The sequence below is a fragment of the Helicobacter sp. MIT 21-1697 genome (genome assembly GCF_026241255.1).
GTDB lineage: Bacteria > Campylobacterota > Campylobacteria > Campylobacterales > Helicobacteraceae > Helicobacter_C.
Map to the genome: position 1 here is coordinate 28,334 of NZ_JAPHNC010000003.1, position 11,788 is coordinate 40,121.

Annotated in this window: 11 protein-coding genes and 1 CRISPR repeat array; all 11 genes read right to left on the reverse strand. The window is 34.6% G+C overall.

The window, feature by feature from the left end:
• Positions 1-63: 63 nt before the first annotated feature.
• The gene (locus tag OQH61_RS03650) at positions 64-525 is read right to left on the reverse strand and encodes a hypothetical protein (protein WP_266025938.1); all 462 of its coding nucleotides are present in this window, start codon (positions 523-525) and stop codon (positions 64-66) included.
• Positions 526-579: 54 nt separating this feature from the next.
• A complete protein-coding gene (locus tag OQH61_RS03655) occupies positions 580-780 on the reverse strand; it encodes a hypothetical protein (RefSeq protein ID WP_266025939.1) in 201 nt (66 codons plus the stop codon).
• Positions 781-887: 107 nt separating this feature from the next.
• Positions 888-2,072 carry a toprim domain-containing protein gene (locus OQH61_RS03660; protein ID WP_266025940.1) on the reverse strand — a complete coding sequence of 395 codons (1,185 nt, stop codon included), beginning with the start codon at positions 2,070-2,072 and terminating at the stop codon, positions 888-890.
• The gene (locus OQH61_RS03665) at positions 2,072-2,245 is read right to left on the reverse strand and encodes a hypothetical protein (protein WP_266025941.1); all 174 of its coding nucleotides are present in this window, start codon (positions 2,243-2,245) and stop codon (positions 2,072-2,074) included. Before OQH61_RS03665 ends, OQH61_RS03660 begins: the two co-directional genes overlap by 1 nt.
• Positions 2,242-2,514, reverse strand: coding sequence for a hypothetical protein (locus tag OQH61_RS03670; protein WP_266025942.1), 273 nt, complete (start codon positions 2,512-2,514; stop codon positions 2,242-2,244). The genes OQH61_RS03665 and OQH61_RS03670 overlap by 4 nt, the downstream gene beginning before the upstream one ends.
• Before the next feature lie 14 nt (positions 2,515-2,528).
• Positions 2,529-4,613: a CRISPR direct-repeat array (repeat unit 36 nt; unit sequence GTTTTAGCCGCTTTTTAAATTCTTTTATGCTAAAAT).
• A gap of 288 nt (positions 4,614-4,901) precedes the next feature.
• On the reverse strand, positions 4,902-5,225 hold the full coding sequence (gene cas2, locus OQH61_RS03675) for a CRISPR-associated endonuclease Cas2 (RefSeq protein ID WP_266025943.1): 324 nt from the start codon (positions 5,223-5,225) through the stop codon (positions 4,902-4,904).
• Positions 5,188-6,153, reverse strand: a complete 966-nt coding sequence (cas1, locus tag OQH61_RS03680; RefSeq protein ID WP_266025944.1) for a type II CRISPR-associated endonuclease Cas1 — start codon at positions 6,151-6,153, stop codon at positions 5,188-5,190. Before cas1 ends, cas2 begins: the two co-directional genes overlap by 38 nt.
• A complete protein-coding gene (gene cas9, locus OQH61_RS03685) occupies positions 6,146-9,205 on the reverse strand; it encodes a type II CRISPR RNA-guided endonuclease Cas9 (RefSeq protein WP_266025946.1) in 3,060 nt (1,019 codons plus the stop codon). Before cas9 ends, cas1 begins: the two co-directional genes overlap by 8 nt.
• 79 nt (positions 9,206-9,284) lie before the next feature.
• Positions 9,285-9,686, reverse strand: coding sequence for a hypothetical protein (locus OQH61_RS03690; RefSeq protein WP_266025947.1), 402 nt, complete (start codon positions 9,684-9,686; stop codon positions 9,285-9,287).
• Positions 9,687-9,750: 64 nt separating this feature from the next.
• Positions 9,751-11,559 (reverse strand): phosphoethanolamine transferase, encoded by a 1,809-nt coding sequence (locus tag OQH61_RS03695; protein ID WP_266025948.1) that lies wholly within the window; start codon positions 11,557-11,559, stop codon positions 9,751-9,753.
• Positions 11,560-11,650: 91 nt separating this feature from the next.
• Positions 11,651-11,785 carry a hypothetical protein gene (locus OQH61_RS03700; RefSeq protein WP_266025949.1) on the reverse strand — a complete coding sequence of 45 codons (135 nt, stop codon included), beginning with the start codon at positions 11,783-11,785 and terminating at the stop codon, positions 11,651-11,653.
• Positions 11,786-11,788: the final 3 nt, after the last annotated feature.

An 11,788-nucleotide genomic window follows, 5' to 3' on the forward strand; every position in this document is an offset into this window, starting at 1 on the left:
CACACTTTTTAAGGAGAATGAAAAATGTGTATTTTAAGGGAAAGAGGTTAAGCCCTTTTGTGCTTAGGGCTTAAGTTGTTGGAGCAAAAACATTATAAGGGTAGCATTTGCACTTACTGAAAGGAGGGCTGCTGATACACCAACACCCACAACCCATTTAATCATACTTGATTTTACTTCTGCTATTTCAAGCTTCAACTCTTGCCTTACTTCTGCTATTTCAAGCTTCAACTCTTGCCTTAACTTTGCCATTTCAAGCTTGAGTTCTTGTTTGGCTTCCGCTATTTCTGCTCGCACAAAATCTTTTGTTGCAAGCTCCCCTCTAATTTTTTCAATAGCTTCATCTTTGAGTTCATCTATACTTAAGGCACTATCATTACTTACATCTTGTATAAGTGCCTGTGCTATTTGTATGCTCTCTTGTATTGTTTGTTGCCTTTGTGCTTCATCTTTGAATTGAAAATACTTATTCACAAAGTTTTCAATAAGCAAAATTGAGCTTTGACGCAATGTTAAGTTTTTCATTTTTGCTCCTTTAACTAATAATATCATATCAAAAAAGCTCTTTATAGAGCTTAATCACTTTTTGAAATAAGGAAAGGGAGGGATTAAATCTAAAATCTCTTTTTGATAAATAAAAGCCTTAAACTCCTTTGTTCGTCTTATTTTCTTTACCAAAAAATCATCTCTGCAATCAAGTGAATTTAAAAAAGCCATTACTTGCATACTCACAAGCTCTTTATTGCTTCTTGTATTTGAAGCTCTGCGTAATGTTTTCATCTCTTACTCCTTTTGTTTTATGTGGATATTATAAAACAAACAAGAGCCTGTAAATGCCTAATACAAGACATTCACACGCATTTATTCCCTTAAAAAGATAAAGAGTATTAAAGCGATTTAATTGCCTTATGCTTTGGTTTTTTATTAAAAGCTTCTTTGCTTTCTTTTGGAAGTGCTTTAAGCGTATCGGCTTTGCGTATAGTCTTTAAAAGATTAGCATTTTTTTGTGTATCGTTTATTCTGCCATATTTAAGAATCTGCATATCTATCCAATCTTTATAAGTGTGCTTATTGAGTTTTTGCAAACCTGTGATATTTCTAAGCTTTAAATCATCATTGCAATCTTTACAAAAAGGAGTATAAACGATAGGAAATTGCTTTTTTGCCTCAAATACTAACTTTTGCATATTTTGACTTAGAGTTTGTCCTTTTTCATCATTATCAAAAGCAAGCGTAATTTTTGCATTATGAGCCTTTTTTATCAGATATTCTAAGCCCTGCTTGGTATTTTCACTAAATTGTCCTGCTGTTGATAAAAGCATAGTCTCATTGGCTTTATAATCTTTTATTTGTGCAAAGGAGAGAGAATCAAAGATAGATTCTGTAATAATGATGTTTTGAATGTCATTTGATTCTTTATTGATATTGAGAATCTCTATGCCCTTGCTCCCATATTGAATGTTTTTGATTGGCTTATCAAGTTGATTTCCCTCTCTATCTTGTGTAATGGGAAGTGATAACCTTTTAGTATAGCCACAAATGCCTAGCAAGATTCTATTTTCATCTGTGAAGTCTTTATTGATATGCTGAAGTTTGTAATTTGGAATAATGATATTATGATAAGTATCTTCTTTGATAAAGCCTTGATATTGAGTAAGAAATTCCTTATCAAAACCTCTAAGTTCTAAAAGTTTATTGTCTTTGACATTAGCTTGAGTGAAGTTCTTATAGCTTTTTAGTGCATTTAACTCGCTCATTTGTGTGTGGGATTGCGAAAAGAAATTGTGATTATAGTGTTTGGCTGTATGAATACTCTTATCAAAATTTGCCACCATTTGGTGCAAATCATATCCGTGATTGCGTGCAAAGGATATGATATTGCCCCTATCAAAATCATCGTGGCGATTAAAATAAAGGTAATTCTCTCCTTTTTTAGATACAATGATTTTTATATCTTTATCTTTGTTGATGAGTGCAGGGTAGTTTTTTGAACTTTTATTTCTATCAATTTCAAAGCCATTAGCAAGTAATATCTCGTGCAAGGGGAGCTTAGTTAAATCTTGAGATGGCATTAATGGAATCTTTTGCTTTTTTGCTTATGTGCGTTAAAATTTTTAAGAATATAGCGCAGAGTGCCAAGCAAATAGCGGTAATGATAGTCTTGTTTGTTTTTTGCCTTTTCTTTTTCAAGGATAGGAATAAGTTTATAGGCAAGATATTCTAGCTCACTTTGATGTTTTTTCATTGTTTCTCTTTTTTAGGCATTTTTTTACAATTCTCATCAATGAATTTTCGTGCAATGCGATAATCCTTTTCAATACCTTGTGGCATTGGAATCTTAAGCGTAGCAGATATATCTTTGCAAAACTTCATTTGTGCCTCACTTGGTGGATAGTCTTTTTTCTCTTTAGGCTCTACTTTAAGAGGCATAAAGTTCATTTTTGAATGAATGGTTTTCATAAAATCAACATAGCTTTTTTTGCCACAAGCAATTTCATCAAGCTGATTTTCCATATCTGAAGTAAAGGGTTTTAGCCGCTTTTTAAATTCTTTTATGCTAAAATCGATATGCTCTCTATTCAAGAAGCAATGAAGTTTTAGCCGCTTTTTAAATTCTTTTATGCTAAAATTAGATAATGAACTAAAAAAGAAAAAATTGGGTTTTAGCCGCTTTTTAAATTCTTTTATGCTAAAATCCACTTTGGGCACGACACGAATAGCGGTGTGTTTTAGCCGCTTTTTAAATTCTTTTATGCTAAAATGAAAGGGTTGTAAGTGGTGAAGAGTTTATGGTTTTAGCCGCTTTTTAAATTCTTTTATGCTAAAATAGGAGTAAATAAATGGAAGCACTAATGATAGTTTTAGCCGCTTTTTAAATTCTTTTATGCTAAAATAAATTGCAGTAGCAGGTTCCATCATACACAGTTTTAGCCGCTTTTTAAATTCTTTTATGCTAAAATTCAAAAGCTGTGCACCCTATACGTAAATAAGTTTTAGCCGCTTTTTAAATTCTTTTATGCTAAAATTTTTTCAAGGTATTTGAATGCTGGGATTACGTTTTAGCCGCTTTTTAAATTCTTTTATGCTAAAATTTTGTAATGATTTGTCTCGTCAATGTAGTAGTTTTAGCCGCTTTTTAAATTCTTTTATGCTAAAATATGAATTGAAAAAAGGAGTGTAAGTGGAAAGTTTTAGCCGCTTTTTAAATTCTTTTATGCTAAAATATGTGTATAAAAAAGAGAGAGAAACTTATGGTTTTAGCCGCTTTTTAAATTCTTTTATGCTAAAATTCAAGTAATGATATGTTGGAGAAACAAATAGTTTTAGCCGCTTTTTAAATTCTTTTATGCTAAAATGTAATAGATTTAGGGCGTTATCGCAATAAAGTTTTAGCCGCTTTTTAAATTCTTTTATGCTAAAATTTTTCTTCTATATGCCATTACAAATCCTTTGTTTTAGCCGCTTTTTAAATTCTTTTATGCTAAAATCAATAGAGACGCGATAACGCCTAGCCACAGGTTTTAGCCGCTTTTTAAATTCTTTTATGCTAAAATATTCAACATTTGCAACAACTGATATTCTATGTTTTAGCCGCTTTTTAAATTCTTTTATGCTAAAATCATATAAGCTGGAACAAATCCATATTTCTCAGTTTTAGCCGCTTTTTAAATTCTTTTATGCTAAAATAAGAAGTGCGTAGCATATCTCATGTAGAAAGTTTTAGCCGCTTTTTAAATTCTTTTATGCTAAAATTAAGGAGTAAAAAATGGCAAAGCAACAAAAAGTTTTAGCCGCTTTTTAAATTCTTTTATGCTAAAATGGATTTTTACTTAAAGCATCTTTTGCAATTGTTTTAGCCGCTTTTTAAATTCTTTTATGCTAAAATTCACTTTTACGTGAACCATCAGTATCAAAAGGTTTTAGCCGCTTTTTAAATTCTTTTATGCTAAAATCCTAAGAGGGGGCTTAATCATTGTGTGAGCGTTTTAGCCGCTTTTTAAATTCTTTTATGCTAAAATAACCACCACCACTATATGAGGCAACAACAAGTTTTAGCCGCTTTTTAAATTCTTTTATGCTAAAATAGATGCCTTGAACCCCCTTTTGAACCCCCTGTTTTAGCCGCTTTTTAAATTCTTTTATGCTAAAATCAAAGCATTAATACCTACGTCATTGCTGCGGTTTTAGCCGCTTTTTAAATTCTTTTATGCTAAAATACAGGTGGTGTAGATTATACCATTGGCAATGTTTTAGCCGCTTTTTAAATTCTTTTATGCTAAAATCTCTTTGTGTTTGCAAGTCTGCAGTCATAAGTTTTAGCCGCTTTTTAAATTCTTTTATGCTAAAATAATAGAGACGCGAGCACACCAAGCCATAGGGTTTTAGCCGCTTTTTAAATTCTTTTATGCTAAAATTCTTTTGATACCTTTAAGTGCTCTAAATTGGTTTTAGCCGCTTTTTAAATTCTTTTATGCTAAAATATTGGGCATTTTTGTAAAACCCTCATTACCGTTTTAGCCGCTTTTTAAATTCTTTTATGCTAAAATTCCGAATGACCGACCGCTTCAAGCTCGCAAGTTTTAGCCGCTTTTTAAATTCTTTTATGCTAAAATATGGTAGCTGGAAGGCTTTGTTTTAGGATATTTGAAAGATTCAAAAGTCTAAAATATTCTAATATATATAGCTTAAGAAAGTTTGGGTATAATCCTTTCAAAGAATTTAATAAGTGGCTAGAATAAGGGAAGTGAGCTTCCCGCAGGGTTAAGCTAACACAAGGGTGTTAGCCTAGTTAATCCCTAAGCTCACCCGAATTATTTTATAAATATTATTTCTTACTTAAAAAGTTAATTTAGTCTCTAAAATATCTTTAACTGCAAATCTTTTAGTGTCAAATCTAGCTTTCAAAAAAGCGTAAGCTGTCTTGGTGCGTTGGCTTTTTCATTTTCACTTCTTGTTCCAAGTAGCAATCGCATATTATCAAATTGCTTTTCAGTAAGAATCAAAGCCCTAATATGCCCTTTGGGAGGCACAATCAAACCCACCTTATCCAAATAATTATTGGCACTTGCTACACCTTTGCAGATTCTCATATACACACTATATTGCAACATCATAAAGCCATCTTTAATAAGATTGTTGCGGAATCTTGCATAATCTTTACGTTCTTTTTTGCTGCAAGTTGGCATATCAAACATCACTAGCACTCTCATAAATTTTTCTTCCATTACTCTTTTCCTTGCAAAATAGCGGCAGTTTAAGCTTAAGATGTTCTGTCTCAACGCATTTCACTACACTTTGCACATTCACTATTACTGCGCGACTAAGTGGATAAAGCTTATTCTCTACAATAACCGCACTCTGCAAAATATCTACTAGCTTCACGCGATTTTGCAAACTTAAACTCTCCCCCAATTCCCCAATCTCAACCATTTGCACGACAATAGAATCCACAAAAGGGCGATAAGGCTCTATCAAATCATCTGCAAGATTAAACGCATTAAACTGATTTTTGTGATTTATCCCAAGTGCAGGATTAAGCCCACTTGCGCAAAGGCTTCTTGTGATAACCCCTCTTGTCAGTGCATAAGCATAATTAAGTGCAGCATTTATCGTTCCCATTTTACTATCCTCAAAAATCTGCACTTTGCGAGAGAAGTCTTTACCAAAAAGTGCTTTGAAATAGATTGCTGCTGCTTTGGCTTCGTTATTATAAGAATCTCCAAGCTGCACGTTTTTGGCAAGGGATTCTAATTGTGCAGATTCTGCTAAGCCACACATTTGAAGCAGTCGTGCTTGGTTGGTAATCTTTGCCTTGATGATTTGCTGCCACAGAATCGCCTTTCTTTGTTTGCTTAGTTCTATTTGAGATTGCAACACACTTAAGCTCCTATAATGCCCTAAAAATGGCATAAATAACCCACTTGGCAAATGCGATTCATTGCAGGTAAAAACAATGATTTTATGCAAAGCAAACGCATTTAGCAGTGCGTTGGTAAGTGTGATTTGATGAGATTCTAACATCACACATAAAATATCTACAAGTGGAATCCTTACGCTCTCTTTGTCCTTTTGGGCAATGCAAAGATGTTTATCTGCTAGGCTTAGCCTTGCAGGGGTGCTTAGAAAAAGTGTGCGAAACGCGGCATCAAACATTGTTTTTCTTTTTAGAATCTTTTGGACTAGATTTTAGTGCAATGCTCTGTCGCTCTTGCTTTGGTGCGATTTCAACTTCACCTAAGGGTGAGACCTGGTATTTTTCAAAGGTTTTAAGATTTTGGATTCCTATGCTTTTGCCTACCACTTCTTTTGGTGTAGCATTAGAATAGAGTAATTTTTCATTCTCGCTCAAACCCTCAAATTTATTGTTATGTTTTTCTACATTAATTTGTGCATTGGCAGAGCCAAAACTTACAAAATAGCACAACTCTGCCTTTTCCATTTCCTTTTTCTGCACTAAGATTAAATCATCCTTAAAGAGTGAAAAGCAAAATGTATAGTTAGAATCCATTTCTATCCAATCTTTAATCACCCCATCTTTTTTGCCCTGCACTACTGCTTTATTAGGCAGGATTCCAAGTGCGAAATCCATTGTATAAATTGGCACACCATAAAATTTACCTTTTTTATCCTTAAAAATATCCACGCGCACCATTGCGCCATTACTCACAATCTTTGTGCCTACTTGGCGGATTTTGCCTAGCTCTATTGCCCTTTCTACTCCTTTTTGCCCTCCATAACTTTTTAAAAGTTTTTCGTCCTCAAAAGAATAGAATGTCTCCTCGTGTAAAGCTCCTCTTGCCCTTTTTCTAGGAGGCTTAGAGACAAAGATAGAATCCACTTTATCTAAAACTTTTTGTCTAAAATCCTTAGGCTTAAAAAATGCTCTTTGTTGCTTGTAATCAGATTCTGCCATTTGTTTCGCATAGAATTTCGCCCTATTTTGCTCTTGGTTCTTTTTAAAATCTGAAAATGACTTAATCGTCTGTGCATTTGTGTAGGCTAAGATGATTGCATCTAGGGCGTGGTGCAGGTGGGTATTTCTATCTTTATTGCCTAATCCCCAATAATGCCGCAAAGTTGCAGTCAAGTTTCCACTTACTACCTCTATATGCACCTTGCTCCCCTTGTCCCCAGCAATGGTTACTTCATTTTCGCTTAGTTTTTCAAACTCTAGGCAATTTTTCGTCCATTGACTAGCCAACCTCGCGATATAACCCGTATCATTGAGATTTCTCGCAAGAAATCCTGCTTCCTTATCCTTAAAGTTTTCATTACAGATTCTACTTTGCTTTTGTTTAGGCAGCTTCGCGCTAAGGCTTAGAATTTTCTCCCATTTTTCTTTATCATTTCCAAAGGCTTCAAAAGGCGTTTTGTTGCCCTTGTTTTGATTTTCTTGAGTGAAAACAAGCACTTTGTTATTGTAACTATCATCAAAGCTGCGTGAGTAGGGGTAAATATGATCAACCTGTAAGGCATTAGAATCCCTTAAATGACTTTCGGTAATCTTTTTATCACTATACGCACAACTCTCTTTTTGTTCTATCCAAAGCTTCATTTTAAGAATATTTGTGCCATTAATGGGCAATCCTAGAATCTCGCATTGCTGCATTGCTTTTTGGTTTGCGTCAAAATGCTCTTTTTGCTCTTTCTCATACTTTTGTCTCTCTTTTGAGCTTAGCTTTGCCTCACGCGTAAATTCTAAGTGAATCTTATGCGCTTTTCCATATTTTTTAAGCAGGGCATTTAGCACCTTGCGATACTCACTTAGTGCGCGTGCAACAACAGGATTTGCGAGATAGGGTTCATACTCTTGAAGTGGGAGCAAGAATAAGCCTTTTTGTGTATGCTTCCTGCACTCTTGTAATCCCGCTGCTTTCACCGCCTCATCATAGCGTATTCCCTCCCGCATAAAGGGCAGAATCTTATTCAGTGCCTTGAGGCTCAAATCAATATGTTTTGAAAAGTTAAGATTGCTTAAAGATTCTATTTGCTCCTTGCTTAATGCGGAATAGTTTTGCAATTTTTTAGCTAAATTTTCTTTGCTTTTGATTAAAGCAATATCGGTAGCGATTCTATCTAGTTCCTCACGAGCAAACTTGCTAAAATCTCCACCCATTGCTTTTTTGAAAGCTTTAAGATTTTTAAACTTAATAAACTCTATCTTTTCAGCTTCTTGCACTCCTTTTGTATAATCAAGCTTAGAATCTTTAGCAAACAACACCCGCTCATCAAGACTTAAAATCTCACGCAATTTTTTATAGCTTATCTCGCCTTTATCTAGCACGATTTGCAAAATCTCTTGGATTTTTTCTTTTCCATACACTTCGCCAATGCCAAGATTTTTGCTTTTTTCTTCAAGATTCTTTAGGGCATTGATAATGCGCGTGAGTGCGACAAACTCCATAGCACTTAGAGTTTCTTTAGCAGCTCTCTTTTCCTCCTTAATAAAGGTGCATTCGCCCACTTTATCCTCAAAGCTTTTTAAATCCCTTTGGTAAAAGGCGGTTTCTATGATTTTCTTTTCAAAATCTTCGCTAAATTTCGCGCCAAACCCTTTTTGCTTTTGAAAAATCAGCTCTAACTCTGCCTTTACTTGCTCTTGTGCCACACAATGCTCGTAATTTTCTCTTTTATTGCGCACATTTTTAAAGTCCTTGCTTCCCTCTTTAGCAACTTGATAAAACTCTTTATAGAGGTATTCACCCACGCTTTGATAATGCTTGTCGTTCATAGCTGTTTCATTTGTTTTAATCGCACTTAGCACTTTTCCAGAATCTTTATCATTCCCTATTTTTGCGTGTTTATTCCCATAGCCACGATGTTTAGCGATATGCAAAATCACTCGTGCCAACTCTTTAGCTTCTAGCTTTTGGCTTAAGGCTAAAGTGCGTAATTCATAGGGGCTTTTGGTATCTTTTGTAGTCTCGTAAGCCTTTGGCAGCGCACCATCGGTAGCAAGATAATCGCTTAAATTTAGCTCAAATTCTTTGCAAAGTAGTCTTTTAATCGCATTAAGTCTAGTCTTTCTCCGCGCTAGTCTCCTCCTTGCACTTCGTGCCTCTCTGCGCGGAGTAGCAAGCGAATCACCATTTTTTGGATTTTCTGCTTTAGTGAAGATTCTCACTCCACAATCTTTGAGTTCATTATCCTCCACATATGCCCAACCAATGCTTGTAATGCCTATATCAAAACCCAAGATTTTCATTTTCTCTCTCCAACCATTATAAATTAAGAATTATATAAATAGTATAGCAAACTTGAAATATGCTAGTTGCAGAATCTTATCACCGATATAAGCCTTGTTCGCCTACGAGAATAGCCTTTACTTGAGGGTCAAAAAATGCTTGTGTTTGCATATTTTGCCACCAATCTTGCCCCTCATTCCAAGTAAGCAATGGCATATCTACCCATTGACTATTTTCATAATATCCAAAATGAGAATCTTTAATAAAATCATACAAATAATAAGGAAAGCTCAAGGCACTTATATTGCCGCTTTGAACGATTGTGTGTATTTCATCGCGGATTGTTTGAGCTTTTGTTTCTAAAATCTTAGATTCATAATAGGGCACATAGTAGCTTGTGAAAAATCCTTGTCTTTTAAAGACATCAAGGGATTTATAATTGTGGCTTTCAATGATAAGCTGTGAGGGTGAAATGTCATAAGTTAAGCAAAGCCGCTGCATTTCTAAAAGGGCGGCGTGTTTATTTTCCTCACTTAAATTTTTAAAATCAATCCAAAGATTTATCTTATCCCCCCCCCCCGCTTAAATGTTGAATATTTTGCTTTTGTATAAGGGCAAACATTTCTGCAAGGTTGAGATTTATGCTTGAATCTTCTCCATCGTGCCCGACATCAAAATATGGCGTAGGATTTGCTAAAAAATGCACATCAATTTCAAAACCACGATATTTTTCTTTAAAATCTTCAAATTTTGCCTTCTCATCAACACGATGAAGCCATAAGCGTGATGGCACGATAGAGACTTCATTATACTTAAAAGTATTGTGTATTTTTAAATCCCTATCATAATCTTTGCCGCTAAAGATTCTCGCTCGGTTTTGGTTATAGCTTGGGCTAAAGATAGAGCGTGAGGATACAGAATCTTTGCTCACAATGCCCAACAAATCAAGGAAAGAATGGATAAAATCATCGCTCATAAAAGGTTTATCTTTTGCTTGCTGCACTTTGGTAAAAATATCGGGATATTTTTCTTTGAATCCTTCACTCATATATACCATAAAAGGCACTTCTATCATAAAGCGCGAACCCATTGATTCATTATGTCCGGCAAAATCACGAAAATCATAGACTTCATCGCCGTGGTCGCTTAAATAAATGATGAGAGCCTCTTTGTCTGCAAAGGATTCTATAATAGAGCTTACAACATAGTCATTATACAAAATAGCGTTAAGATAGTGAGATTTTGTTTCAAGTTGAGAATCATCAAGCTTTTGGTGTGAATGCACAAATGTATCAAGATTGTGTGCTTTTAAAGTTTGTGGAGAAAATTGCGCGAATGCTTTTGGATAGCGATGTCTATATGTCATATGCGTTCCCATTAAATGGAATGCGTAAAAATTTTTCGTATTTTCAGATGGAGGCACATCTTGAAGCATAGATAACAAGATGCCATCATATAAATTCCCAGCCCTATAACTATCATTTTTGGAACTAAAGGCGGTATATTGCGCTCTTTGTGAAATCACTTCAGGCACATTGCCATAGATAGAAACCATTTCTTGATTGCTCAACCAATGGGTTTTATATCCTGCAAGGTTGAGAATATCAAGGATATTTTGCTGCATAAACCAAGGGATTTGTGTATTTTCATAATTGCTAAAGGTAAGCACTTTTTGCAACGCTTGATTTGTATGTGAATGTGGAGATATGACATCATCAAAGACGATGAGGTTACCGCTTTTGACAAGTGCATTAAGCTTAGGAGTAGTGGGCAGAGCATAGTTATACAGCGACATATAATTGCGCTGGGTAGATTCTCCAATAATGAGCACAATGGTAGGGAGCTCAAGCGTATTGCTTAGAATCTCATTTTGCTCTCTTTGTGCTAAATTTTCTTTTAAGGTTTGGGAGAGATTTTTATATTGAGTTATATAAGAATTTGTTTCAATAAGTGTGAGCGTAATTACATTGCCATAGCGAAAAAGAGCGTTTTTTTGACTGAGCCAACCTTGTAAAGAAGCAGAATAGATTCTAGGTGTAAGGACAATGAAGATAACAAGAAATAAAATAAGCCCAATTAAGCGGCTATGATGAGATTTGAGTGTGAAATGTAATAAGTGTATTATATTGTATTTAGGAAATAAAAATACAAAACTTAAAAGGCTAAACACAAAGAAAGAAAAAAGTACCTTTGGGGAGAGGGCATAAAATGATAAAAACTCTTGTGTTTCTAAAAGGTTGGTTGAGAGAGTGATACCAAAAAATATAGGATTAAATTGCGTTTCAAACACAAGTGCAAGGAAAATTTCAATCAAGCCTATGATAAAAAAACACAATACTAAAAAATATTCTATGATTCTATGAAAAATACTCAATGGAATCAAATAAAGAAAATAAAATATGCAAAATGCAAATAAAACATTATTGAATATGTTTTTGCAGGTGTAGTAGAACAGGGAATCTCCATTATGCCCCCCCCCCCACTAAAAGCCACATATCTAAAGCATAAATAAACCCATTCACTAATGCTATATACCAAAATCGTCTATTGAAAATCAATTCTATTTGTGGCAAAAATCGTGGCGCGCAGAAACGATGCATCAA

What these genes read in the sequence shown, in the direction of transcription:
- cas9 (WP_266025946.1), bottom strand. Translation starts at nt 9,205, where the DNA reads ATGAAAATCTTGGGTTTTGATATAGGCATTACAAGCATTGGTTGGGCA.
- OQH61_RS03700 (WP_266025949.1), bottom strand. Translation starts at nt 11,785, where the DNA reads ATGCATCGTTTCTGCGCGCCACGATTTTTGCCACAAATAGAATTGATT.
- OQH61_RS03660 (WP_266025940.1), bottom strand. Translation starts at nt 2,072, where the DNA reads ATGCCATCTCAAGATTTAACTAAGCTCCCCTTGCACGAGATATTACTT.
- OQH61_RS03655 (WP_266025939.1), bottom strand. Translation starts at nt 780, where the DNA reads ATGAAAACATTACGCAGAGCTTCAAATACAAGAAGCAATAAAGAGCTT.
- OQH61_RS03690 (WP_266025947.1), bottom strand. Translation starts at nt 9,686, where the DNA reads ATGCAGCGGCTTTGCTTAACTTATGACATTTCACCCTCACAGCTTATC.
- cas1 (WP_266025944.1), bottom strand. Translation starts at nt 6,153, where the DNA reads ATGTTTGATGCCGCGTTTCGCACACTTTTTCTAAGCACCCCTGCAAGG.
- OQH61_RS03670 (WP_266025942.1), bottom strand. Translation starts at nt 2,514, where the DNA reads ATGGAAAATCAGCTTGATGAAATTGCTTGTGGCAAAAAAAGCTATGTT.
- OQH61_RS03650 (WP_266025938.1), bottom strand. Translation starts at nt 525, where the DNA reads ATGAAAAACTTAACATTGCGTCAAAGCTCAATTTTGCTTATTGAAAAC.
- OQH61_RS03665 (WP_266025941.1), bottom strand. Translation starts at nt 2,245, where the DNA reads ATGAAAAAACATCAAAGTGAGCTAGAATATCTTGCCTATAAACTTATT.
- cas2 (WP_266025943.1), bottom strand. Translation starts at nt 5,225, where the DNA reads ATGGAAGAAAAATTTATGAGAGTGCTAGTGATGTTTGATATGCCAACT.